At 51.5% G+C, this 25,516-nt stretch carries 24 protein-coding genes and 1 pseudogene; 20 read left to right on the top strand and 5 right to left on the bottom strand.

Annotation, left to right across the window (positions count from 1 at the left end):
- Positions 1-78: 78 nt before the first annotated feature.
- From EYZ66_RS00520 to EYZ66_RS00450, 15 genes are all read left to right on the top strand, one after another.
- Positions 79-855, top strand: coding sequence for an SDR family NAD(P)-dependent oxidoreductase (locus EYZ66_RS00520; protein ID WP_009576210.1), 777 nt, complete (start codon positions 79-81; stop codon positions 853-855).
- Between the two features lie 332 nt (positions 856-1,187).
- A complete protein-coding gene (locus EYZ66_RS00515) occupies positions 1,188-1,658 on the top strand; it encodes a Na+/H+ antiporter subunit E (protein WP_158027008.1) in 471 nt (156 codons plus the stop codon).
- The gene (locus tag EYZ66_RS00510) at positions 1,646-1,906 is read left to right on the top strand and encodes an MrpF/PhaF family protein (protein WP_216088973.1); all 261 of its coding nucleotides are present in this window, start codon (positions 1,646-1,648) and stop codon (positions 1,904-1,906) included. Before EYZ66_RS00515 ends, EYZ66_RS00510 begins: the two co-directional genes overlap by 13 nt.
- Positions 1,906-2,229 carry a monovalent cation/H(+) antiporter subunit G gene (gene mnhG, locus EYZ66_RS00505; RefSeq protein WP_009576213.1) on the top strand — a complete coding sequence of 108 codons (324 nt, stop codon included), beginning with the start codon at positions 1,906-1,908 and terminating at the stop codon, positions 2,227-2,229. Before EYZ66_RS00510 ends, mnhG begins: the two co-directional genes overlap by 1 nt.
- Positions 2,226-3,200 carry a DUF4040 domain-containing protein gene (locus EYZ66_RS00500; protein WP_009576214.1) on the top strand — a complete coding sequence of 325 codons (975 nt, stop codon included), beginning with the start codon at positions 2,226-2,228 and terminating at the stop codon, positions 3,198-3,200. Before mnhG ends, EYZ66_RS00500 begins: the two co-directional genes overlap by 4 nt.
- On the top strand, positions 3,197-3,556 hold the full coding sequence (locus tag EYZ66_RS00495) for a cation:proton antiporter subunit C (RefSeq protein WP_009576215.1): 360 nt from the start codon (positions 3,197-3,199) through the stop codon (positions 3,554-3,556). Before EYZ66_RS00500 ends, EYZ66_RS00495 begins: the two co-directional genes overlap by 4 nt.
- Positions 3,553-5,037 (top strand): proton-conducting transporter transmembrane domain-containing protein, encoded by a 1,485-nt coding sequence (locus EYZ66_RS00490; protein ID WP_009576216.1) that lies wholly within the window; start codon positions 3,553-3,555, stop codon positions 5,035-5,037. The genes EYZ66_RS00495 and EYZ66_RS00490 overlap by 4 nt, the downstream gene beginning before the upstream one ends.
- Entirely contained in the window at positions 5,034-6,500 is a 1,467-nt protein-coding gene (locus EYZ66_RS00485) for a monovalent cation/H+ antiporter subunit D family protein (protein WP_040816830.1), read from the top strand. The genes EYZ66_RS00490 and EYZ66_RS00485 overlap by 4 nt, the downstream gene beginning before the upstream one ends.
- Complete coding sequence (locus EYZ66_RS00480; protein ID WP_009576217.1) at positions 6,497-6,736, top strand: hypothetical protein; 240 nt, start codon at positions 6,497-6,499, stop codon at positions 6,734-6,736. Before EYZ66_RS00485 ends, EYZ66_RS00480 begins: the two co-directional genes overlap by 4 nt.
- A complete protein-coding gene (locus tag EYZ66_RS00475; protein ID WP_009576218.1) occupies positions 6,729-8,411 on the top strand; it encodes a Na(+)/H(+) antiporter subunit D in 1,683 nt (560 codons plus the stop codon). Before EYZ66_RS00480 ends, EYZ66_RS00475 begins: the two co-directional genes overlap by 8 nt.
- A 94-nt stretch (positions 8,412-8,505) precedes the next feature.
- Entirely contained in the window at positions 8,506-9,366 is an 861-nt protein-coding gene (purU, locus tag EYZ66_RS00470; RefSeq protein ID WP_009576219.1) for a formyltetrahydrofolate deformylase, read from the top strand.
- Positions 9,367-9,480: 114 nt separating this feature from the next.
- Positions 9,481-10,827 (top strand): ATP-binding protein, encoded by a 1,347-nt coding sequence (locus tag EYZ66_RS00465; RefSeq protein WP_160195545.1) that lies wholly within the window; start codon positions 9,481-9,483, stop codon positions 10,825-10,827.
- On the top strand, positions 10,824-11,504 hold the full coding sequence (locus EYZ66_RS00460) for a response regulator (RefSeq protein ID WP_009576330.1): 681 nt from the start codon (positions 10,824-10,826) through the stop codon (positions 11,502-11,504). The genes EYZ66_RS00465 and EYZ66_RS00460 overlap by 4 nt, the downstream gene beginning before the upstream one ends.
- Before the next feature lie 87 nt (positions 11,505-11,591).
- Positions 11,592-11,981, top strand: a complete 390-nt coding sequence (locus tag EYZ66_RS00455) for a hypothetical protein (RefSeq protein ID WP_009576329.1) — start codon at positions 11,592-11,594, stop codon at positions 11,979-11,981.
- Between the two features lie 100 nt (positions 11,982-12,081).
- Positions 12,082-13,722, top strand: a complete 1,641-nt coding sequence (locus EYZ66_RS00450) for an alkaline phosphatase D family protein (RefSeq protein WP_160195544.1) — start codon at positions 12,082-12,084, stop codon at positions 13,720-13,722.
- Positions 13,723-13,852: 130 nt separating this feature from the next.
- On the opposite strand, the gene EYZ66_RS00445 is transcribed toward EYZ66_RS00450, so the two are convergent.
- Entirely contained in the window at positions 13,853-16,156 is a 2,304-nt protein-coding gene (locus EYZ66_RS00445) for a TonB-dependent receptor (protein ID WP_009576327.1), read from the bottom strand.
- A 209-nt stretch (positions 16,157-16,365) separates the two neighbouring features.
- On the opposite strand from EYZ66_RS00445, the gene EYZ66_RS00440 reads away from it, so the two are divergent.
- On the top strand, positions 16,366-16,971 hold the full coding sequence (locus tag EYZ66_RS00440; protein WP_009576326.1) for a fumarylacetoacetate hydrolase family protein: 606 nt from the start codon (positions 16,366-16,368) through the stop codon (positions 16,969-16,971).
- Here the strand turns inward: EYZ66_RS00440 and EYZ66_RS00435 are convergent.
- Complete coding sequence (locus EYZ66_RS00435) at positions 16,968-18,431, bottom strand: amidase (RefSeq protein ID WP_009576325.1); 1,464 nt, start codon at positions 18,429-18,431, stop codon at positions 16,968-16,970. The two genes, EYZ66_RS00440 and EYZ66_RS00435, sit on opposite strands and share 4 nt — an antisense overlap.
- Before the next feature lie 30 nt (positions 18,432-18,461).
- A complete protein-coding gene (gene gcvT, locus EYZ66_RS00430; RefSeq protein ID WP_009576324.1) occupies positions 18,462-19,571 on the bottom strand; it encodes a glycine cleavage system aminomethyltransferase GcvT in 1,110 nt (369 codons plus the stop codon).
- Positions 19,572-19,696: 125 nt separating this feature from the next.
- On the opposite strand from gcvT, the gene EYZ66_RS00425 reads away from it, so the two are divergent.
- A complete protein-coding gene (locus tag EYZ66_RS00425) occupies positions 19,697-20,221 on the top strand; it encodes a shikimate kinase (RefSeq protein WP_009576323.1) in 525 nt (174 codons plus the stop codon).
- Between the two features lie 366 nt (positions 20,222-20,587).
- Positions 20,588-20,800: a PA3496 family putative envelope integrity protein gene (locus tag EYZ66_RS00420; RefSeq protein ID WP_009576322.1), complete on the top strand. Its 213-nt coding sequence runs from the start codon at positions 20,588-20,590 to the stop codon at positions 20,798-20,800.
- Positions 20,801-20,909: 109 nt separating this feature from the next.
- On the opposite strand, the gene EYZ66_RS00415 is transcribed toward EYZ66_RS00420, so the two are convergent.
- Positions 20,910-21,755 carry a LysR family transcriptional regulator gene (locus EYZ66_RS00415; RefSeq protein ID WP_009576321.1) on the bottom strand — a complete coding sequence of 282 codons (846 nt, stop codon included), beginning with the start codon at positions 21,753-21,755 and terminating at the stop codon, positions 20,910-20,912.
- Positions 21,756-21,932: 177 nt separating this feature from the next.
- Here EYZ66_RS00415 and EYZ66_RS00410 point away from each other — a divergent pair, with 177 nt between their 5' ends.
- Both EYZ66_RS00410 and EYZ66_RS00405 read left to right on the top strand, forming a co-directional pair.
- Complete coding sequence (locus tag EYZ66_RS00410; protein WP_009576320.1) at positions 21,933-23,237, top strand: NAD(P)/FAD-dependent oxidoreductase; 1,305 nt, start codon at positions 21,933-21,935, stop codon at positions 23,235-23,237.
- 581 nt (positions 23,238-23,818) lie between these two features.
- Entirely contained in the window at positions 23,819-23,992 is a 174-nt protein-coding gene (locus tag EYZ66_RS00405; RefSeq protein WP_009576319.1) for a hypothetical protein, read from the top strand.
- 347 nt (positions 23,993-24,339) lie between these two features.
- On the opposite strand, the pseudogene EYZ66_RS00400 reads toward EYZ66_RS00405, so the two are convergent.
- A pseudogene (locus EYZ66_RS00400) lies at positions 24,340-25,473 on the bottom strand (IS3 family transposase); the annotation flags it as partial.
- Positions 25,474-25,516: the final 43 nt, after the last annotated feature.

The following is a 25,516-nucleotide window of genomic DNA, read 5'->3' as shown; positions in this document are numbered from 1 at the left end:
GCAAACCTGCTAATGCGACTTGACCACCTTGCAAGCCCTGAATAGTCTCGTCGTAATGAAAAACACAGAAGAAACGCTATGTCTCAGGATTATTTTGAACTGAAGGGTAAGACGGCACTGATTACGGGCGCGTCAAGCGGACTCGGCGCCCATTTTTCAGGCCTGCTGGCAAGCGAAGGCGTGCACGTCATTATCGCGGCGCGACGTACTGATCGTTTGGCCGAACAGCTAGAGCGGATTAAGTCTCAGGGCGGATCAGCACGAGCCATAGCCATGGACGTAACGGACAACGACAGTGTCTTAGAAGCGTTTCAGTCGATCGCTCACACCGAGGGCCGATTGGATATTTTGGTCAATAATGCCGGTGTGGGCGACGACCCCAAAAAGTTTTTGAATACCGACGAGGCGGATTGGGCGTGGCAGATGCAGACCAATTTAGATGGCGCCTGGCGCGTCGCGCGCGAAGCCTCTCGTTTGATGGTCCGTACCGAAACCGCAGGCGCCATTATCAACATCGCCTCTATTTATGGCCATAACACAGGCGCCATGAAAGTCGCTTACAATGTCTCTAAGGCCGGTGTCATGCAGCTGACCAAATCGATGTCGATTGAACTTTGCCGCAACAATATCAGGGTAAACTCGCTGTGCCCCGGATGGTTTCTCACCGAGATTAACCAAGCGTATTTTGCCACCGAGTCGGGCGAACGCTACGTCAAAGGCATTCCTATGCGACAGCTGGGCGAGTACAGCGATTTAAACGTACCCTTGCTCATGCTCGCCAGTAACAAAGCTGGAAGGTACATGACGGGTTCAGCAGTGAGCGTTGATGGCGGTATTAGCGAAAGTCCGATCTAGCCAAACCGTCGACTTTTCAGACAGGGATAGCTCAAACCGAAAATACTTTAACTTTGCGCCCAGTCGCCTATACTGAGCGCTAGAGTTTTGTAATCCACGCTTTCAATAACAGCGTATTTAAAGACGAGTTACTCAACGCACTTAGTGGTGGCAAGGGCAGGGTGAATGGTCAATTCTTCAATTAGACAAATCACAGTATGTGAAGGCATTTTGTGTGCCGCCATGATCCGAAACACGCGCGCGACGTGCTTTGGTTGTTATTACTCAGACCATAACCCGCATTAATTCTAATGACAAATGTAACGCAACCGACGCTTGGTCGGACGGTAGTCTTGAGCCTGCTTCTTGCCACTGCTTGGCTCCTATGGTCGGGCTTATACAAACCTTTGCTATTGAGTTTAGGGCTCGTTTCCTCTGTGATCACCGTGTTCATTATTCGGCGCATGAAATTCTTTGATGAAGAGCTCTACTCATTACATTTTAGTTGGCGTTTAGTCGGTTTCTGGGGTTGGTTGGGCAAGGAGATTTGGCTTTCAAGCATTGAAGTTGCAAAAATCGTACTCCATCCTAAGTGCCCTATCAGTCCCCGCACGGTAGAAATTCACACCAGTGCAGACGACAACTTTACGCAATTGTTATTGGGCAATTCGATTACCCTTACGCCGGGAACGTTAACCTTAGACGTGCACGAAGGGAAACTTACCGTTCACACCCTGACAGATGCGGGGGCTAAGGCCTTGTTATCTGGTGAGATGGCCGCCAAGGTCAACTATGTTACGGGGGCTAATGCATGTTCGCAGTAACTTCAGTGGCTATCGCAATCACCATGGCACTAGCCTTGATTCGTGCCATCAAAGGACCCACGCAGTACGACCGCATACTCGCTGTGAATATGTTTGGCACAAAAACGGTGCTGTTGTTGGCCGTCTTGGCTTTCCTCATCGGGCGACCCGATTTTCTGGATTTGGCGCTGGCGTATGCGCTCGTCAATTTTATTGGCGTACTCGCGGTACTCGAATTCTTCAAAATTAAAGCAGGGGGAGCCGACTAATGGTGAGCCTTGCACTGGATGCTTTAAGTTGGATATTACTCCTGACCGGAGGTGCGTTCGTTATTGTCGGCGGAATCGGCGCGTTACGTATGCCTGATTTATACACGCGGATGCACGCCGCCAGCGTCACTGACAGCCTAGCCCCCATCTTGATTTTGAGTGGCTTAATGCTACAAGCAGACTTTGCCTTATACGTGCTCAAGCTCGGGGCAATATTACTATTCCTGTTGTTATCCGGACCGGCCGCTTCTAACGCCCTGGCCAGTGCCGCTTTACTGTCCGGGCATAGCGCAAGCTATAAAGCGCCTGAGGATTCGACATGACAGCGGTATTCAGTATTTTCCTGCTCAGTCTCTTGGTCATTACTGCTGGCGCCGTTATTCGCGCTACTAATCTGTTTGTTGCCGTAATGCTTATGAGCATTTTCAGTTTACTTATCGCAGTAAGCTTTTTTTTGCTCGACGCCGCTGATGTAGCACTAACCGAGGCCGCAGTGGGCGCCGGTATATCTACCGTACTGTTCTTGAGTGCCCTTGCCGCACTCACCGAAGAAGAGCGCAAACAAACTAGTGGACGAATAGCGGCGCTAATTTCCGTATCCATCACTGGCATATTGATCGCGTACGCTACCCTCTATAAGCCCGACTTCGGCGACCCGTCTGCACCGGCGCATCAACAATTAACGCCCTGGTTTATGCAAACTACAGCCGAACGGATCGATATCCCTAATGTAATCACCGCTATTTTGGGGAGCTTTCGAGGCTACGATACGCTAGGAGAAGTATTTGTTGTCTTGGTGGCCGGCATAGGCGTTCTATTTTTACTTAACAGTCCAAGGCCTGCATCGCTCCCCGAACGCCGCTCTGAAGGGCTTAAGCACTATCTCATACCACGCATGATCGGGCGCTTACTTATCCCCTTTATTTTGTTATTCGGTTTGTACGTTCAATTCCACGGAGAGTACGGCCCGGGCGGTGGATTTCAGGCAGGCGCCCTTATTGCGGCTGCCGTTATTTTGTATAGCTTACTCGAAGGCCAAAACCGCGCATTAGCAGTACTGCCTCTTAAATTTTTACGCCTACTGATGGCGTCTGGCGCTCTGCTTTACGCGAGTGTTGGCGTGGTTGGCATTCTTAAAGGCAGCTACTTTTTGGACTACTCTGTTTTAGCCACGAACCCGGTTACCGCACAACAATTAGGTATTATTTTGATCGAAGCGGGCGTCGGCATGACTGTTACAGGGGTTTTGCTCAGCGTTTACCACGCTTTTGTGGCCCGAGGTAAACCAGCATGATTGTGCTCGACCTGTTCCATTATTGGGTATTTATCGCTATTTTGATGATGGGCTTTTACACCGTCATCGCCAAACAGAACCTAATTAAAAAACTGCTTGGGCTATCTCTTTTCCAATCGGCTGTGTTTTTACTATTCATCGGTATTGGTAAGGTCGATGGTGGCACAACACCGATTTTACACCCTTCTATTGCGACCGATATATTTTCTAACCCTTTACCTCAAGTATTAATACTGACAGCGATTGTCGTAGGCATTTCGACCAGTGCGTTGGGCCTTGCAATAGTCGTTCGAATTAAGGAAACCTACGGTTCGATTGAAGAGGATCAAATTCAAGACGAGGACGAGTTGGTATGAACTTAGCCCTCCACTACCCAGTTTTACAAGTCATTATTCCCCTCTTGGCGGCACCTCTTGCGCTGCTGATTCAACATCGAAAGTTGGCTTGGTACCTTGCCAGCGCCACCAGTATCTGCGCCTTTGCTCTAGCAATCAATATTGCCCAAATGGTGCTAAATGTGGCAAGTGATCCCTACCCCCTGGGTGGTTGGCCTGCGCCATTCGGCATCGAATTGCGCGTTGATAGCTTTAGCGCCATCGTTCTGATTATTGTGTCGGGGGCCTCGACCGCGGCCTTGTTAGCGGGATACCAGAGTCTTGCTAACGACATTGAGGAAGAGCGAGCTCATTTGTTTTATGCAGCATGGTTACTGGCCTTAGCTGGCCTATCGGGTATTGTGGTTGCAGCCGATGCCTTCAATATTTTTGTATTTATGGAAATCGCTTCGCTTGCCAGCTACATACTGATCGCAGGCTCCAGTGATCGTCGAGCACTACCCGCAGTGTTCAAATACCTGATCATGGGTACGATTGGCGCAACTTTTTATCTCATCGGTGTAGGGTTGCTGTACATCATGACCGGCACTTTGAACCTTGCCGATCTTGAAGTGCGAATTTTGGGCGTAGAGGACCAAACGCCCATCTTAATGGCTGCCGGCTTTATTTCCGTTGGCCTTGCGCTGAAAGCCGCTGTATTTCCGCTCCACGCTTGGCTTCCAAACACGTACGCCTATGCACCGCACGCGGTGACGGCCTTTCTTGCGGCCTGTTCCACCAAAGTCGCTCTATATGTTTTTTTGCGCATCGATTTTTTTGTCTTCCAACGGACTCTCAGTGAGCACGCAGCTCAATTTTCTATTTACTTACTTCCTCTAGCGGTTCTTGGGATTTTGTATGGTTCGGCCATGGCTATCCGTGAGCCACTAACAAAACGCCTTTTTGCATGGTCATCTGTTGCTCAAATCGGGTACATCGTGCTGGGTGCGTCTTTAGTGTCACACGCGGGACTTAGTGCCGCCATCCTGCACATGTTCAACCATGCCTTGGCTAAAGGCGCGATCTTTATTGGAATTGTCGTGCTGGCCTCAAAGTGCGCAAAACTCGACTCAACTGCGCTCGAAGGTCTTGGTCGCAAGCACCCAATAATCGGCATTGCTTTCGTTATTGCTGGGCTAAGCTTAATCGGCATCCCAGGCACCGCCGGTTTTGTCAGCAAATGGCTACTCATTGAGGCTATTTTAGAATATCACCGCTGGTCTGTTGCCCTGTTAATAGTGGTCCTTGCAAGTTCTTTAATGGCGGTTGTGTATGTCGCCAAAGTCTGCGAAGCCCTGTTTTTTAGAATGCCAACAAATTCAACATCCGACGCTCTACCTAAACTTGCGGTACTGGTACTACTAATTGCAAGCGCGGCCAACATCGTTTTTGGCTTAGCGCCCGGACTGCCACTGGAACTGTCTAATAAAGCTGCAACCTTGCTTGTGGGGCACACCCTATGAGCCTGATGCACCCTTTGGTTTTAATGCTACTGATTCCAAGCATTGGTGCGATAGGCATTACCTTCGCGGGCCGCGTTAACCAGAACCTACGCGAAGCATTTACTTTTGTCACGGCCGGTTTGCTGGCCATTACCGTGTGGCCAATGGCAATCGATGTTGCCCATGGTGGGCGATCGAGCATCACACTCGCAACGCTGACCGACTCGTTAAATATCACTCTGCACACCGAGCCATTAGGTGCACTATTCGCCACTCTGGCGGCATCCCTGTGGATTATCAACTCTTTGTATTCTGTCGGGTACATGCGGGGCAATAACGAGTCGCATCAAACGCGATTCTACGTATTTTTCGCGATCTCGATCGCAGCCGCCATGGGCGTCGCGCTGGCGGGCAACCTGTTCACCTTGTTTTTATTTTACGAGATCCTGACACTGGCAACTTATCCGCTGGTCACCCACAAAGGTGATGAGGCTACCATTCGCTCGGCGCGCGTCTATCTGGCAATCTTGATGGGCACCTCCATCACGCTCTTTTTACCCGCCGTTATATGGGTCACAAGCCTAACAGGCGGAGACTTCACCTTGGGCGGCTCACTCCAAGGAAAAGTTGATGCCCCTACTGCGGGGTTATTACTGGCGATGTTCGTTTTTGGCATCGGTAAAGCGGCGGTTATGCCGATTCACCGCTGGCTCCCCGCTGCAATGGTCGCACCAACTCCGGTGAGCGCTCTGCTGCACGCTGTCGCCGTGGTAAAGGCCGGTGTGTTCAGCATCACTAAGATTATCATCTATATTTTTGGCGTCGATTGGCTGTTTTCGTTAAGCACCACCCAGTGGCTTGTTTGGATTACGTCGTTCACCATCATCGTGGCAAGCTTGATTGCTCTGCGTCAGACTAACTTAAAGCGCTTGCTTGCCTACTCCACCATTGGGCAACTGTCTTATGTCGTTATGGCGAGTGCCATTCTGAAGCCCATGGCAGAAATCGGAGCAGCACTTCACATGGTCGCGCACGCCTTCGGAAAAATTACGCTGTTTTTTGCAGCCGGGGCAATTTACGTCGCGAGCAAAAAAATTGATATCACCCAGCTCGCTGGTATTGGCCGACGCATGCCCGTCACCATGGCAGCCTTTACCGTCGGTGCGCTGAGCATGATCGGCGTCCCACCAACCGGCGGCTTTGTATCTAAATGGTACATATTGGGTGGCGCATTTGAAGCCGACAACTTTTTAGCCATTTTCACGATTATTGCCAGTACCGCCCTGAATGCAGCCTATTTCTTGCCAATTATTTATGCGGCATGGTTCTTAGCAGAGGACCAAGCCCCCAAGAAACCGCACGGAGAAGCACCGTGGCCCATGGTCGTCGCTCTGGCGCTTACCGCACTCTTGACCCTGGGATTTTTCTTTTTCAATGGCCCAGTTATTGAGATCGAAAGACAGCTCGTAGGAGGCCTGCAGTGACGCAAGATAACGAGATCAATGTGCGCAAAGCGTGGATCATTTTTTCTGTGCTACTCGCACTGACGCTACTGGTCGAATTCGCCATAAAAGCGAAAACACCCTTTGAATCATCGCAGTGGTGGGGTTTTGGCGCAGTCTTTGGTTTTTTTGCATGCGCCGCGATGGTCGTCGTCGCGAAGCTGCTGGGCACCCTCTTAAAACGCCCGGAATCGTATTACGAGGATAGCAATGATTGAGTTTATCCCACCCGGATTGATTCTGCTGTGCGCAGCGCTGTGGGTTGCTGTCGTACCCAACCATTGGCACCGCCTGGGCTTGTTTGTGGGCCCGGTGCTGACCTTAATGGCGATTTGGTCTGTACCGGACGGTGTATCTCTTACCGCGCCGTTTTTAGACTACGAACTCCAACTCATCGAGGCCAGCCCAGAGCGGCGCCTGTTCGCGACTATCTTCGCAACGATGGCGGGCGTGGGCGCTTTATACGCTTTTAAACACGCGCGACGACTGGAGCTTGCTTGCGGCTTCGCCTACGCCTCTGGGGCAATTGGTGTCAGTTTTGCGGGCGATTTAATCACGCTGTTCTTGTTTTGGGAGCTCATGGCTCTGTTTTCAACCTTAGTGGTGTGGTTTGGCGGAACGGCAGGCGCGCGAGCGGCCGGCATCCGCTACGCGATTGTGCACTTATTGGGTGGCGTTATATTAAAAGTTGGTATCGAAGGGGTTGTGGTCCACACGGGCTCAATCGACATTCAAGCGCTTCAGGCCAACAATTTCGATACTTACATGATGCTTGCGGGGATACTCATCAATGCGGCAGCGCCGCCCGTTTCAGCCTGGTTGTCTGACGCTTACCCAGAAGCCAGTCCAAGCGGCTCGCTGTTTCTATCGGCTTTCACGACAAAAACCGCTGTACTCGCGCTGATACTGCTCTTTCCGGGAACGCCGCTCCTCATTTATCTCGGCGTCTTCATGATTATGTACGGCATTATTTGGGCCTTATTAGAGAACAATGTGCGCCGTATCTTGGCTTTTTCAATCGTAAACCAAGTGGGTTTTATGGTGGTCGCCGTGGGCATCGGCACGCCAATGGCCTTGAATGGCGCAACCGCGCATGCCTTCGCCCACATTATTTACAAAGCGCTGCTGTTTATGAGCGCAGGCGTTGTCATTTACCATACCGGTAAAGAAAAATGTAACGAACTCGGCGGTTTGTACAGAACCATGCCGCTGACCGCTTTTTGCGGCATCGTTGGCGCCCTGGCGATTTCAAGCTTCCCTCTCACCTCGGGCTTTACCACCAAGACGATGATATCGGAAGCCGCCGCGATGCAGAACCTGGTCTGGGTTTGGTACGTTCTTGCTGCCGCCTCAGCAGGCGTATTTTTGCATGCTGGCATCAAGTTCCCTTGGTATGTTTTCTTTCAGAAAGATTCGGGCCTTAGACCCAAAGACGCGCCCTGGAATATGGCCGCCGCCATGCTGATATTCGTAGGCTTATGTTTTGGTATCGGTATTTACCCAGAACCTTTCTACCAACTTCTGCCCTATCCAACGGAGTTTTCAGCTTACAAGCCCGGGAAAGTTGTATTCTACCTACAGTTATTGTTGTTCTCGGGGCTCGCGTTCTTTTTACTGCTACCGCTTATGAAGCGCACTAACACATTAACCTTGGATACCGATTGGTTCTGGCGAACACTGGGCGCGAAGATTTCGGAGCGAACTACTGACGCGATTTCACGCGGCTACAGCAGAGCTTCGCACTCTGTCAGTGCGGGAATTAGCGCCGCTCTGAAACCTATACTCCCCTCGAGCGACACAAGTAAGGACTCAGTACCCGCCTGGTCCATTGGCACCACAGCTCTGTGGATATCAACGCTGCTAAGCGCTTACGTGCTGGTTTACTACTGGTAATCGGCTGAACGGACCCATCGGGGTACAAAGCGGTTCGATTATTCGGGTAGCTGCGGTATCCTTGCGCCCTGTAAAAACGACCGGATAAAGAGCCATGACCAGCAATACAAGCTTTACGCTCACAGCCACCTGCCCTGCGAGTAGCGGAATTGTCGCAGCGGTAACCTCTTACCTATCCGACCAAGGTTGTTATTTATCGGAACTCCACCAATTCGACGATGAAGATACCGGTCGCTTTTTCTTGCGTACGGTGGGTCGTTTCGAGGTCAACACGATCTCGCTGGACACACTGCGCACAGGCTTTGCACCAGTAGCGAAAACGCTGAGCATGGAATGGGCCTTTCACGATACCCTGGCTCCGATGAAGACCTTGATTATGGTCAGTAAGTTTGACCATTGTTTAGAAGATTTGCTGTACCGTGTTCGCAAGAAAGAGCTAACAATCGACATCACTGCGGTCGTGTCCAACCACAAAGACTGCCGCGCGCTCGCCGAACGCGAAGGCATTCGCTTCGTTCATCTACCTGTCACGCCCGACAATAAAGCACAACAAGAGCAAGCCCTGTTGGACATTGTGAGCGAGACTCAAACCGAGCTCGTGGTCCTCGCCCGCTACATGCAGATCTTAAGCGACGATCTGTGCCAATCGCTCAAGGGCCGAGCCATCAACATTCACCATTCGTTCTTGCCGGGTTTTAAAGGCGCCAAGCCCTATCATCAAGCCTACGAGCGTGGCGTAAAGCTGATTGGCGCTACTGCGCACTACGTCACCGCGGATCTGGACGAAGGCCCAATCATCGAACAATCGGTGCAACCCGTAGACCATACCTACACGCCGGAACAATTGGTTGCTGTCGGACGCGACACTGAAACCATGGCCTTGGCACGCGCCGTAAAACTGCACTCGGAGCACCGTGTATTTTTAGATGGCAACAAAACCGTGATTTTTAAGTAAGGCGGTTAAAATACTGGGCCCCCCAACGCGTTACTGAGCGACGAGCCCTCGGGTCAAAATCCATAGTTGTTGCACAATCCTGCGCTATACTCGCTGTCATATTAGGAGTAAGCCATGCCGATATCTCTGCGATCAAAACTTGCGCTCGCCTTTACCCTAGCAAATTTGTGTTTGCTGGGTATGGTATATGCGCTAACGCAGCGAGGCTTTGACCGAGACTTCTTAGAATTCGTGGGCAAACAGCAATTGCGAAATGCCAGCGAAGTCGAACAGCGTCTCCTCAACCTGTATCAGCAAGAAAACGCCTGGCCCCCCGCGCACAGCGAGATCCTGAGGCGAGCCATAGCGGGCGACGTTAGTGGACACGAACGCAGGCGCACTCGGCGCTTACTGCTACTCGACGCCGAGCAACGCATATTGCTGGGCCCGAAACGCAACCCCAACAATCTCATTACGCAGCCCATCGCGGTAAACAACCAAACCATCGGTTATTTAGCCATACCTCGCATTCAGGCCATCCCCGCGGGCTTAGAACAATTATTTGCCGCCCAGCAAAAACGCAGTTTTGCTATCACAGCCGCCTTTGCCAGTGTCGCCGCTTTTGGCTTTGCGTGGTGGTTTTCGGGGTATTTCACAGCGCCCATCCGAGCTTTGTCGCGCAACATCAACCGCCTGAATCAGGGCGAGCGCGATGTAACACTCCCCATAACGAATACTCGGGAACTCAAAAGCTTGGCGAAAGATATTGCGCAGCTAGCGACTACGCTAAAAGAGCACGAGCAAGCGCAACAGCAGTGGCTTGCCGATATCGCTCATGAACTACGCACCCCTTTAACGGTACTCCAAGGTGAAGCCGAGGCGCTGCAAGACGGTATTCGACCACTCGACCAACGTGCCATTAGCTCGCTGTTAGAAGAAATCAATCACCTTCATTTTTTGGTGAACGATCTCAACGATTTAGCCCAAGCTGATATCAACGCAATAGTTCTAAACGTTCAGGCGTGCAGCTTAGCCGAAGCCATCGATGCCGCTATACAGCGGCATGCGAGTGCTTTGCAGGCAAAGGGGCACGGTATTGAACTCGCAATCGACAAGAAAGCGTTTACCTTACTGGCTGACCCTCAAAGATTAGCCCAGATTCTAGACAACCTGTTGAGCAACTGCATTCGCTACTGCCAGTCAGAGGCGACTATTCGTTTCTCGGCGAAGCTAGCAGGCGACACAATTGAATGGTGCATCGAAGACGCAGGCCCGGGTTTTAGCGGCAACTATGAGCAGCTGTTTGAACGGCTTTATCGCGCCGACAGTTCACGCCAAAGGGTGAGTGGCGGCGCCGGTTTGGGCTTGGCTATCGTGCGTTCGCTGGTGCTTGCTCATGGCGGTCAAATTCACGGCGACGCATCCCCGTTGGGGGGATTGAAAGTCGCATTTTCATGGCCTGTCGCTAAGGTGTCGTTATGAGCTCTATCGCCATTATTGAAGACGACCCAAAGATCGCCAGACTATTGGCCGATTATCTCACGCAGGCGGGCTTTGATACCGCAACGGCACACAGCGGGCAAGAAGCCCTCTCGCTTGCAACAAGTCAGCACTTTGATTTGTTTTTGTTGGATGTCATGCTGCCCGATGGCGATGGTTTTAGTGTGTGCAAACAATTGCGGTTGTTTAGCTCAGCGCCCATTTTATTTTTAACCGCACGCATTGCCGAAGAAGATCGCCTGCTGGGCTTGGAACTTGGCGGCGACGACTACATCGTCAAACCCTTTAGCCCCCGCGAGGTCGTCGCTCGTGTTAAGGCCAATTTGCGCCGTCTCGCCCTGGATTCTGGTCAGTCACCAACGAGCACTCTGCAACTTGACCAAGACACCTTGACCGCTCAGTTTGGTCACCGAACCACCGATTTAACAGCCATAGAGTGTGCATTACTCGCCGCGCTGACAGCCGCTCCTAACAAGCTATTCAACCGCGATGAGTTAATCGATCGCATCTACAGCGACGGTCGCGTGGTCAGCGACAGAACGATTGATAGCCACATTAAGAAGCTCAGACAAAAACTAAGTCGCATCGACCAGGGCGAGGTCATAGAGGCGGTCTATGGCGCCGGCTACCGCTTTAAGCCTTGCACAAAATTACCTTAATTATTCCATAATTTGTGCACAATGCAGTCGTACTATGAAACCGTGGCAGTAACGCAAGGCTGCCCTTCAACCCACAGGAGAGTTGTTATGAACACAAAATCCGTAATAGGTAGTATCGCTCTTGCATTGACTATGAGCGCGGGCGCATTTGCCATGCATCATGAAGATGGCGAGCGCGGCCCTGGTGACAGCAAGCGTCTTGAGAAAATGGCACAACACTTGGACCTTAGCGACCAGCAAAAATCTCAAGTTGCGCAGATCATGAAGGCACAAGCGGAAAAACGTAAAGCCATGATGCAGGCCCACAAAGCACAGCGCGACGCGATGCAAGCCGATATGCGCAGCCAACTCAGCGGAGTTTTAACCGCTGAGCAAATGCAGAAGCTCGACAACATGCGTGAAGAGCGTGACGAGCGCCGCGAAGAAAAAATGGAGAAATGGAAAGAGAAGCGCGAAAAGCACAAAGAGCGCTACTAAACCCTTACGAGACGGGCTGAGCGATCAGCCCGCAATCTTGCCATGAAACTGTAGCGATTTAGGGGTAAGCTGAGACAACCATCTGATTAGGAGTCTTGGTATGCCATTAGAATCACTAAAGCGCAGAACCCTCGTCAAAGGACTGAGCGCGACGCTTGGCTTGCTCGCCCTGCGCGGCTTTAGCGTCAATGCAGAAAACCCTGTTCACTTCACCCACGGCATTGCCAGTGGTGACCCATTGCACGATCGCGTCATTCTTTGGACCCGCGTCATTCCCGGTCACGGCGCACACCAACAGCTTAAGGTCGAGTGGCAAATCGCGAGCGACGCCAAGTTCAGAAAAATGGTGGCTGAAGGTACGACCGAAACCGACGGCGGCCGAGACTACACCGTGAAAGTGGATGCTACGGGCTTGAAAGCCGGCAAACAATACTATTATCGCTTTACTTGTGAAGGCGTTAGCTCGATTGTTGGCAAGACCAAAACTCTGCCAAAGGGCAAGGTCCGAGAGTTTAAAATGGGTGTGGCATCCTGCTCGAATTATCCTCAGGGCTATTTCAACGCCTATCAAGACATGGCACACGCTGATTTAGATGTGGTGCTGCATTTGGGTGACTACATCTATGAATACGCCGACGGCGTTTATTCCAACCCCATTGCGGTCGAGCAGCTCGGTCGTCGAGTACAACCTAGCACCGAAATTATTGCGCTCGAGGACTACCGCATGCGTTACGGCTTGTACCGCACCGATGCCGACCTTCAAGCTCTGCATCGAAATCACCCAATGATCGCCGTGTGGGACGATCACGAACTCATGAATAACACCTGGCACTCGGGCGCTGAAAACCATAACGAAGGCGAAGGTGATTTCGCCACGCGTATTGCGGCAGCAAAAAAGGCCTACCACGAGTGGATGCCTATTCGCACCCGCGAGTCAGACCAAGAAAATATTTATCGCAGCTTCGAGATTGGCAATCTAGCGGACTTAATTATGCTGGATACGCGGTTTGTTGGCCGCGATGAGCAGCTTGAGTACAGCAAAGATCTGGGCAAAGACCCCAGCACCTTTGCTGATACCAAACTGAACAAGCCCGAACGAGAACTGCTGGGCAAACCCCAAGCCGATTGGCTCCGCAATGAACTGCAAAAGAGTAAAACCCGCGGAGCCACTTGGCAGGTGCTGGGACAGCAGGTACTCATGGGCAAAGTTTTAATACCCACAATTGACCCCGCCATTGTCGACGAGGCGCCCATTCCCGACAGCTACAAACAGCGAATGAAGGGCATGCTCAACTTAGCCAAGCTAGGGTTACCACTGAACCTAGATGCGTGGGATGGCTACCCAGCAGCGCGGGAACGCCTGTATGACGACTTACTAGAGTACGGTGTGAACCCTATTTCATTGGCCGGGGATACACACAATGCATGGGCCTTTAACCTGCGCAACGCCCAGGGTAATGCCGTCGGTATTGAGCTGGGCACCCCGGGGATATCCAGCCCAGGACTTGAGAGCTTTCTGCCTCTGCCAATAGACACGACCCAGGCATCGTTTTTGGCGTCCAGTCCTGAACTGGTCGAGGCCGACACCTCGCAACGAGGCTGGGCCTTGCTGACGCTGACACCCAACGGTGCCGAAACACAGTTCCGCTACGTATCTACGGTACTTTCGCGTGAGTACTCGGTAACCAGCAGTGCACCGCTGCGAGCGTCTGCCGGCAAGCGTCGTTACAACGACGCCTAGAATCATGAGTCGCTCACCAAAGAACATCGGTTGAGCGGCCTATCGCGGAACAAAGCGCTTACCCATCCAAACAACACGCAATAAAAAACCCGGCCAGCTCACACTGACCGGGTTTCATTGGGTTTGCAGTCTAGAAATCCACGTAAACGCGAACGCCGGCGATCATGGGCATGCCAGGTACGTAAGTCGGGATACCAATGCCACCACCGGTATTACCGGCGTCAATCAAATACTCTTCGTCAAACAAGTTGTCAGCGTATAACTCATACTTGATAGACGAGCCTTTGCGGTTCAGCATGACTGAAGCATCGGTAATCCAGTACGCGTCCTGCGACAAGCCTGGGTAGTTTGAACTTTCGAAAAACACTTCAGATTGGTAGGACATCAACAAATCCATATCCAGTGTCCAATCTGACCAATCCACACGCTTGTTAATGTTTAAAGAACCTGACACCTCTGGCGCTAAACGAAAGTTATTACCGGCGTAGTCAAATACCTGACCATCGGCCGTTTTACTCGCAAAGGTCGCATCCAGTAAGCCTAAACTTGCGCTAATCATTAGGGTATCGCTTGGAATAAATCGCGCAGTAGCTTCAAAACCCGACATGGTCGAGTCGCCTACGGTCACCGTAATGCTTTGGAGCGTGGTAGCGTCAGTGTAGCTCTGCTGATAGTCCTGATACTGATACGTAAACAGGGCCGCGAACAACGACCAGCGATCACCCATATACTTAAAGCCGACATCGTAAGAGTCTACCGTTTCCGCTTTGGTGATCACGGTTGCACCGAAGTTAGGATCTACCACAGGCGAACGGCGGCCTTGCGCGTAGTTAAAGTAGAACGACAAATCGTCGCTGTAGGCATAGTTCAAGGCTAAGCGAGGCAGAGTCGCTGTGAAGTCTTTTTCGGCTTCGAAGACCACAAAGTTTCGCGTTAAGCGTGTTTCATCGATATAACGAACACCCGCCGTCGCGTTGATTTTGTCTGTTAGCTGATACGAACCCTCAGCTACGATCGAGTTAATATCCAACTCGGCCTCAAAGGTGTACGGACCTTGCACAAACGAAGACGGCAAATTCGGATCTGAGATTACCGTACCATCGGCGTTGAACAAGCTTGAAACCAACGTTGCGCGCAGGGCTTCGATTTGAGCCAAAGACGCGTTAGTCGAGATATTTTGGTTCAAGGGAATATCGGGATTCGCCGCTTCTAAGGCTGCCTTCACCGCATCGAAAGTCCCACGTACATAAGGGTCAACCATGACGTAGTAAGGTAATTTAGATTGATCTTGCGAATTCGAGATGCCCACGAATCCTGCGAACCGCTCACCATCATCAAATACGAGTCGCGCTGAAGCCCCGTATAAGATCGCGTCGTTGTCGAAGTAAGCGTCCTGAATACGCAGGCCGGTACCATCTGCATCGAACGCTTCGTTTAACTCGACGTCCTTGTAATAACCATCAACGACAGCAGACAACGTCTCAGAGAATCGGTAATTTAACGTAAAGTCACCTGTCATCAGCTCACGTTCGATACCAAGCTCTGAACCAAAGCCCAGCTCGGCCGAGGTAAATGGACTTGAGTCGCCATTTTTTGGTGCTATCGAGCCGGACTTAAAGGCAATGCCGGGCTGGTCATTGTACTCATACCCTGCGCGCAACACGAAATCCCAGTTATCGTAAGTGGTTTTAAAGGTTGCGCGTAAGGCTTGAACCGATACACCGTTTAAATCGCCACCCTGACAGCTTTTTACAGCACCCGTGTGATCGGTAATTTGGCCACTCGGGTTGTATGAGTTCGCCGAACACGCCGTATTTTTGATCACACCATCCATCTCACGATAAATGCCTGCGATACGAAATGCGTTATGGTCGTTAACAGGTAAGTTGATCATAGCTTGTGTTTCAACGCCCGCCTCCGTGTTCAAAGCAAAACGTGCATCGGCGTCAAATTCAGAGTCAGGTGTGTTCGTAATGATACTGACCGCGCCGTTAGCAGCGGCGACTCCGAATAAAGTGGGTTGAGGGCCTTTTAATACTTCGACCCGAGCGATGTCGTACAATGCTGCGCTCGATACCGTTTTTTTCGAGATATCAAAGCCATCTTGATACACCGAGATACGAGGCGTTGCAGATACTGATGCGGTATCGTCGGTAATGCCTCGAATGTTGAACGAGGGCAAACTCACAGCTTGCTCTTGAATGACCACGTTGGGTAGCACTCGCGATAAATCGTCTAGCTCTGTGGTGTTAGTGCGCTCAAGAAATTCTGCCGAAATAACATCCATCGTCGCCGCCACATCAAGCACCGATTGGTCACGCTTTTGCGCAGTTACAATAATTTCTTCCATCGCGCCGGTGTCAGCAAACGACACCTGTGATGCGGTCAAAACCGCAATAGACAGTGCTTTAACACTGGTGTTAATCAGTTTCATAGTTGCTCCTTAATAGTCAGTGGGGCTGTGGACCCCGAAGAAGCTTAGAAGCAAATCATTGCGTTTTTTCTGCAGTTTATTGACGAATTTATAACCGTTGCATGACAAGAAAATCTCTTTCTATTGTTTAGCAGACCCCGAGCAATGGTGATTACGACCTTGCATGAGAGTATCATTCACGACTCGTTAAATTCGCAGCCGGACGACTTATGCCATCGTTTAATAGCAATCGAATACACCCCACGAAAATTGTTTGCATTGGCAAAAACTACGCCGCCCACATAGAAGAAATGGGCGGATTAAAGCCCGACGACATGACGGTGTTCCTCAAACCACCAACCGCATTAAGCGATACCCTACACGCGACCTTAGGTGAGACACTGCACTACGAAACTGAAATTTGCTTGCTAATGCACGCCGGTCAGGTACAGGGGCTCGCTGTAGGCTTTGACTTAACCAAACGGGAAACGCAAAACGGTCTTAAGAAACAGGGGCTACCATGGGAGCGGGCTAAGGCGTTTGATGGGGCTGCCGTGATCAGTGATTTCGTAACGGCACCTGATAGTTTGGACGATCTACACTTGACCCTGCACGTCAACGGCGAACTTAGGCAACAAGGGCACGTCAGCATGATGCTGTATCCACCACAGGTCATATTGGAGGAGCTTAATCATTTTATGACGCTGTGCGACCAGGACATCATAATGACCGGGACGCCAGCAGGCGTTGGCCCAGTGGAAGCGGGCAGTGAGTACAACGCCACCGTTTACAACGGCGACCAAGTACTCGTTAGCCACACATGGGTCGCAGTTTAGTGGGCGTAACCCGGGGGCGGAACAAAACCTTGGTGGTGCTGCTCCAGCAATGCAGCCACCGCCAGCGTGGTTTTATCTTCTAGATAGGCGCCCGCAATTTGCACACCAATGGGTAAGCCGTCGCGGCTCATACCGACCGGCGCTACCGAGGCTGGCAAGCCTGCATTCAAGGTCACGCCGGCCCAACGCATCATATCGGTGTAGGGCCGCTGCTCGCCGTTAATGGTAAGGCGACGAGCCGACATGTCGGGCGTGTGATCATGCGCGAACGCTGTCGCAGGAGCACAGGGGCACAATACAACGTCGTATTGCTCGAAGAATCGCTCCCACGCGGCGCGATTTTTCAGGCGCTGCTCTGAGGCCTTGGCCCAATCGCGATGACTCATAGCAATGCCACGCATTTGCTCTACGCTATCGGAGTGATCGTTTGGATCGGCCGAGGCAGCCACTTTTTGTGCCATATCAAATACTGACTGCGGCATACCGGCCCCCATGACCGACATCATCAAGCGCAGGTAGGTGCGATGATTCTCGGCCAGATCAAATTTAGGGCGTGCTTCAAAATCGACACTGGCGCCCGCGGCTTCTAGTGAGCGGCCCGCGGCTACAATTGCGTCACGAATGTCCGCATCCACCGGGCAAAACTCGTCGTCTGCCCAGACCGCGACACGCAGGTCACCAATCGATTGAAAACGCGGTGGCGGGAGATCCACACGCCAAGCTTTACTATCTAAAGAGCCAGGGCCCAACAACACATCAAGAGCTTGGGCCACGTCCGCTGCACACACGCCCAGTGGGCCCACTACCGACAAATCAGACTCGGTAATCACTGTTTGACCCGGTGGGATATGGCCCTGCTGTGACACGATGCCATACGAGGGCTTGTGACCAAAGATGCCGTTAAAGTGCGCGGGCGTTCGAATAGAACCGCCGATGTCACTGCCGACCTCTAGAGCCGACAGCCCCGCCGCCAGCGCCGCCGCGGCGCCGCCCGAGGAACCTCCACACGTGCGTTCGACGTTCCACGGGTTGTTGGTCACACCGTACACCTCGTTATAGCTTTGCAAGTCGGCACTCATAAAGGGCACATTGGTTTTACCCACAATGATGGCGCCTGCGGCACGATATCTCGCAACGCTGACCGCGTCGGTCTCGGGCACTTGGCCAGCGCGCGCGGGTATGCCACCCACTGTGACTAAACCCTGAGTGGCCAGCGCATCTTTCACCGTAATAGGCACACCATGCAGGGGCCCCCAATCTTCACCGTGCCCGGCGGCTAGATCCGCGGCTTTAGCGCGCGCTCGAGCGGCATCGATATCCATCGCAACCACTGCATTCAAAGCAGGATTAAAGCGCTGGATTCTATCGAGATAAAAATCAAGCACGCGCTCTGACGACAGAGTACCGGCCTTGATGTCTTTGGCGAGCTCAAATGCGCTGCGGTAAAGTATCTGTGTCATGGTGTTTCCTTATTGTTGTTTTATATGCGCTCAACCGCGGAAATAGCGCTGTGCGACAAACGGTGTTTTGGCGACTTCGACTTCCACCAGTTTGCCCCGAACATCCGCGAACAAATGGGTACCGAGCGCCGCCTGATCAGCGTTCACATAAGCCATAGCCACGGGCTGCTCCAGAGTCGCACCGAAGCCACCGGAACACACCGTGCCGACCTGCTGTTGTTGTGCATCAAAGACGACTGCGCCTTCACGCACTGGGCGTTTACCCAATACTTTCAGACCCACTCTGACTGTGTCAGTACCCTCGGCCCACTGCGCCTCGATAATAGCACTGCCCAAGTAACCGCCAGCACGCGCACCCTCGTGTCTGCGAGCTTTAGCGATAGCCCATTTTAAACCAGCTTGGATGGGTGATATGTCTTCTTCGAGTTCGTGCCCATAAAGACACAAGCCCGCCTCTAAACGCAACGAATCACGAGCCCCAAGGCCAATGGGCAGCACATCTGCGTGCGCCAAAAGTTTTTGCGCTAAGGCCTCGACATGCGAGTTTGGGACCGATATTTCAAAGCCGTCTTCGCCAGTGTAGCCCGAGCACGTGACATACACTTGCTCGCCCTCAAATTGTGCCCACGTGCCTGTCATGAATACCAAGTTCTGGGTTTCTGGCAGCAAGTCATTCATGACCGCTCGCGCTTTGGGGCCCTGCAAGGCTAAAAGCGAATGCTGGCTAAGCACCTCTAAATTCACACTCGCCAAATGCGAGCGCAAATGCTCAAGATCTTTGTCTTTGCAGCCGGCATTAATCACCAGCATGAATTGATCCGCAGCCCAGCGTGTCACAATCAAATCATCAATGACTCCGCCCGCTTCGTTGGTCAGCAGCGAATAGGTTTGGGCGTTCACAGCCAGACCCTCCAGATCAGCCGGCATTAAGGCTTCAAGCGCAGACACAACACCTTCCCCACTGACGACAACCTGCCCCATATGCGACACGTCAAACAAGCCAGCGGCTGTGCGCGTATGCAAATGTTCTTTGATAATTCCAGTTGGGTACTGAACAGGCATATTGTAGCCAGCAAAAGGCACAAGTTTGGCACCTAAGGTTTGATGTAATGATTCTAGAGGGACGCTTTTTAAGCTCATGGTAAGTTCCTGAAGTTGTGGCCCAGGCAGACTAATCAGCCACAAGCCAGAGAGCAAGGTGAAGGACTTATCGGTTGGCGATATACGCCTTACAATATGGGGCTTATTGTAGGGCATTTAAGTCAATGAGCAACGTCACAAATACAGAAGCGAACTGCGTCACTTTGATCGGCATGCCCGGAGCTGGCAAATCGAGTGTAGGCCGTTATTTGGCGAAAGCTCTCAAACTCAGATTTCACGATACCGATGATGACCTTGAACGCCGCGAGAACGCCACTCTCCAAACCATCATGGACACCAAAGGTCTAGATTACTTCAGAGCGCTGGAAGAATCGCTGTTATTAGACATCGATTTCCAAGGCGAAGTGATTGCAACGGGTGGTAGTGTTATTTATAGCCAGCCACTGATGACAAAGCTGAAAGCGCTGGGACCTCTAGTGTTTCTCGACGTCCCGCTTTTAACTTTGCAAGATCGGGTCGCGCAAGACGCACCCCGCGGTATGGCGAAAAGTCAGAATACGAGCTACGAAGAGCTTTATCAGCAGCGGCACCCGCTGTATTGCGCGTGGGCAGATATCACCATCGATTGCGGTGATTCAGCCAAACCCGAGACCATAGCAGACACTATCGTAAAGTTATTGCGCCGCTAGCGGGACATGTCCGCGGACGTGTCCAAACACATTTGCACGCCGGATTGGGTCGCAAAAAAGAACCACGCCGGTATTAATCGACGGCATCAATAACCCAAAAAGTCCATTAAAAATATAGGCTTATAGATTTCAGCCCCAAGAGACCAAAACTTGGCACGGCACCTGCTTGCTTTACAAGCAAGCAGCGGCTTGTGCCACATCACGGACGATGAGTATTTTACGGTGAATACAGGGGCTGGGAGCCACACAAGCCGCCGCTTTCGATAAAAATATTTAATCAAAAAATGAATTATTTTTTGTTTTACAGGGGTCGAGGTGTAAGTGATATTGCGCGAAATTGGCCCACCAAATGTTGGAGTGTGACAGATGGCAAAACATGACGACAGCAACGATACCGACGATCTCGACGATTTTGACGACGAAAGTCTGGGCATGGACGATGACATAGACATGCCATTGAACAATTTGTCGGAAAAACAGCAGCTTGCCGAAAAGCGACGCCGTGCCGAACTGCGCATGGAAGAGCGTCGCTTACGCGAAGAGATTGGCTACTACGACTTAAGCTTCGACGATCTTTAAGGCAAGTTAAAAGACATAGCGTGACCCGCCCATACACCTCCCCCTTGGGCGGGTTCTACTCCTTTATCCCACCGACATTACATTCACGACGCTTCTGACTCGTCGAACCCTACAGACTCAAATTACTAAGCTGATGTTTAAGGCGATGCACCACGGGGCTGGTACGCATATAGGGGTGCACCAATAAATTCAGCGGCGTATCAAATTCTGGCGCCTCTGGCACCCGACAGATGCCTTGCTCGTGCAGGGTCGATTGCAAGGCTTGAGGAAAGAAACAGGCGCCTTGCTGGCGCTTAACCTGGGCGATTGCCGCATCAACCATATTGGTCTGTAAATAAGGAAAGGGCTCTTTAGCAACTTGGCGAACATGAAAGCGTGAAAAAGCTGTGCCCCACTGCAAGTATATGTAACGCGTGCTCACTGCTTCAGCCAAATTCTTGATGCTGTGATGGGCAAATAGCCGCAAATGCAAAGCGCCGACGCGATGGGACTCGAGCTCGGGGGCCGCCGGCGTATCAAACACCAGAGCCGTATCGAGCGCACCCTCTCGCAACTTTTTAGCGATCATTTCTTGCGACAGGGTCTCGACGTGCAGTTTCAAATCCCCTATTTCATCGTGAAGTTGGTCAAAGCACGACTGCAGGGTATCGCACCAGAGCCCTTGGCGAATACCGACGCTCAAACGCAAATCGCCGCCCTCCCGCAGCGCAAAATCCTGTCTGGCTCGCAGTAAAGAAACCAATATCGATTCCGCGTGTGGCACCAAACGCTCACCTTCGGGGGTTAACTGAATATTGTTACGATCGCGATGAAATAAGGGGGCGCCGAAGTAGGATTCTAGCTGCTTAATACGTGCACTGACTGCCGCCTGAGTAATGAATAGGTTATCGGCCGCTCGACCAAAATGTCGAGTGGCTTTGACTTCTAAAAAGGTGCGCAATAACTCGGTATCCATAGGCGGATTTTGACCTGCTTTAGTGAAATAGCAAGGGTTTTCATGCCCTCCTCGCGAATCACGAAGTCACCGCGGCCGATAATAGCAACGTGTGTTTTGTCTACAGAAAAAACGGATAACTACCTAGCTGGACCACCCTAGGGTACACTGACCAAAATTGCGAAAAATTACTGTCTCTTGAATTCTTTCGATCCACAGTCTTGGTATCAAGCCTCAAGCCCAAAGCAAACAGAGCGCCCCCGCTTAAGTGGCGACCACCACACCGATGTCTGCGTCATAGGCGCTGGACTTACCGGCCTATCGGCCGCGATCGCACTGCGAGACCTTGGGTTAAACGTGGTGGTGCTAGAAGCGAAAACCATAGGTTATGGCGCCTCCGGCCGCAATGGTGGCCATGTGGGTATAGGACAACGGCGCGGTCAGCTGATTTTAGAGCGCTGGCTGGGTTTAGAGCATGCAAAAGCGCTGTGGCAGCTTGGCTTAGAGGCGGTAAATTTGGTCAGCGAGTTAATTTGTCGATTTGAGATCGAATGCGAGCTTAAAACCGGTAATTTGTTCGCGTCTGCGAACCCCAAGCTGACTGCCGACTTACAGCGCGAAGTCGACCATTTACACAGCGTCTACGACTACAGCGGCGCCCGCTATCTCAGCCCTCAGGAGCTTCAGCAAGAGACCGAAGCACAAGGCCTAATTGACGGCGTGCTCGACTACAACGCCAAGCACCTGCACCCACTCAAGTACGTGCACGGCTTGGCTACAGCCGCCGAGACACTAGGCTGTGAGATCTATGAGTACGCGCAGGTCAATCGCATCCAACAGGATTCCGATACCGTCAAGATTTACACCCAGCATGGCGCTGTTTGTGCAAATAAAGTCGTGCTCGCGTGCAACGCCTATATCGACCAATTAGAGCCCCGCCTTACCAGCAAGATCATGCCCATTAACAACTACATGATCGCCACGGAACCCCTATCCGAAGAGCTGGCTCGCTCAATCACTCGCTCGGACTTAGCCATTGCCGATTCACAGTTTGTCGTCAACTATTGGAAGCTTTCGGCGGATAAACGTCTTTTGTTTGGCGGAGGTGAGACCTATTCGAGACGCTTCCCCGACAACATTAAAGCTTTTGTCAGACCTCATCTGCTCAATCGGTACCCACAGCTGACCCAAACGCAGATTACGCACGGTTGGGGTGGCTCGCTGGCCATTACCCGCAATCGCTTACCGCACCTGGGTCACATCAAACAGCAAATCTATTACGCCCAAGGTTTTTCGGGTCACGGTATATCCATTGGCACGCTGGCGGGCAAATTAATGGCGAAAGCCATTGCGGGGCAGACCCAAGAGTTCGAGCAATTTGGTCGCATTCCAATAAAGAGCTTCCCGGGAGGGCCACTGCTTAGATGGCCAAGTTTGGTGGCTGGAATGTTATTCTATAGCCTTAAAGACAAACTGAGCCCGAAAGTGAGGTCCCTAGTGTGACTGAGGCGACTAGAGTATGCGGGACACCTCTCAGTGACCTCGGGCCGAGCGTCAAACTCTTAATAGACTTGCTGCTTAACCCAAGATGGACCGGAGACCTTCTTGAAAAGAGATGGGATTCTGAGATCAGCTAGGTAGTTGGCGCTTGAAGCGCCTCTCGATATCATGATCGTAAATTAACTCGAGTCGCTCGAACAAAGGTAAATATGCTTTTAGTCCCTAACACGGAAGGCCACTAATTGGAATAAATTGGCGCCATCAATTTAATGGGGAACACCGAAGATTCTTACATGTAAGACTATAAGATTTCCGGATGTAGAAATCGATCATGTTTTCAGATAAGACGTATGGACATCGGCGCATCCCAAGCGCTGTCCGCGCTGCATACATCGCGACGTAACCAAACTGAGAATCAACGCGACATGCAAACGAGCCATTAAGCACACACGCCAGGTGAATCAAGTTTTGCTTGGTATCTGCGTGTCTCGTAGTGTCGTTATCGGAGATGTCGTCGTTATTTCAGGCATCGACTCAATGCGAAATTGCCGCGTGATTGCACCACTGAAGGAGTTAAGCCAGAGGTGTTTGAAGGAGCAGATGGCAGCGTAACACAACGCAAAGATCCTGACATTTTGGGTCGAGACAGCAACCATTTCGCGTTGGCCTTACCGTCACCTGACCCTTGGTCAATCCGCAATGAAGACCCCAAACTTCCGACCGGTTCTCGATATCGACGAGCGCGACTGATCACATAAAGTGGTCTGCAACGACCTTCATGGATTCATGACATCGCAAAATATTTGATGTCAAACTAGAGCGCTCTAAGGTGCCAAAACGCACCCAGTTGTTGCGCTTGAATTGCAGAAAGAGGGTAAAGGTTGTTGTTATGAATTTACCCGTCCTCTCCCGAGACATTACCAAACAGTACTTCCCAAATGCCAAATCGCTGCAGATCGTTTTCATGTCGCGCGATTAGTTGTTAGGCACTTCGCAAGGCAATAGCCGTTGCATAATCCAGAGGGGCTTTGGAATCGCGAATTACTCTGCTTAATGCGCGGGTATGAGCAATGAATCGCGACAAGTTCAGTAAACACTTCTCAGCCTCATTCTTATACCGTCGCTCGAACTCCTGGGGCGACAATAAGTTGTTCGCTGTGTGCCTGCGAACAGGATTGTAGAACATTTCTACATAATTGAAGATATCGCGCTTCGCCATTTCTCGAGTTAAGTACACCCGCTTCTTTATGCGCTCTCGTTTCAACAATTGGAAGAAGCTCTCAGCTACTGCATTATCATGGCAATTTCCTCGTCGGCTTATGCTGCGTGCAAGACCATGTACTTCTGGGAACTCCTGCCACTTATAGCTCGTGTATTGACTACCTTGATCAGAGTGGACTATGACTCTGCTTTCAGGCTTGCGTCTCCATGCGGCCATGAGCTGAGCATCTAGTACAAGTTCTTTGACCATTCGAGAATCCATTGACCAGCCGATGATCTTTCGCGAGTAAAGATCGATAACAACGCCCAGGTAGAGCCAGCCCTCATGCGTGCGAATATACGTTATGTCGGTTACCCACGAGTGATTCGGTTTAGAAGGGTTGAACTCACGAGCCAATGTATTGGGAGTAACGACATGCACTTCACCTGATCGCTCACGGGGCTTGCGATAGCCGACCTGCGCCTTAATGCCGTCGTTCCGCATGAGATTGTGAACACGATTAATACCGCAGCGTCCCCCCAGATCATGAAGATCCTGATGTATCTTGCGATAGCCGTGGACGCAGCCCGATTCGAGCCATGCTTGTTTAATCATTCCTAACAAAGTGTCATCCTTATGCTGACGAGCAGGTTTGGGTGCGCGCAGCCAAGCGTAATAATCGCTCGGATGAAGATTGAATAGCCTACACAACGACCTAATCGTGAAGTCACCCGCATGGTCTTTGATAAAGGCGTATCTCACTCGGGGTGGCTCACGAAGTACGCTGCGGCTTTTTTTAAAAGGTCACGTTCGTCGGTTACCCGCTTCAGCTCCTTCTTTAACCGACGAATCTCGTCCGATTCCTGCGACGCTCTCTTAAAATTGCTGGATTCGGGCCCATATCTCCTGATCCAACTATAGAGACTATTTGTGGTGGTTCCGAGCCGCTCCGCCACATCATAAGCGCTATAGCCGGCTTCCGTAACTTGCTTAACCGCTTCAATCGTGAAACTCTTCAGGGTATCTCTTTCTGCTCATAAATCACCTCGCTAATCGCTATTGTGTGCGACTGAAAGGTGTC

Source organism: Aequoribacter fuscus (assembly GCF_009910365.1).
GTDB lineage: Bacteria > Pseudomonadota > Gammaproteobacteria > Pseudomonadales > Halieaceae > Aequoribacter > Aequoribacter fuscus.
The sequence above is the reverse complement of the archived record's forward strand: the minus strand, read 5'-3'. Positions and strand labels throughout refer to the sequence as shown.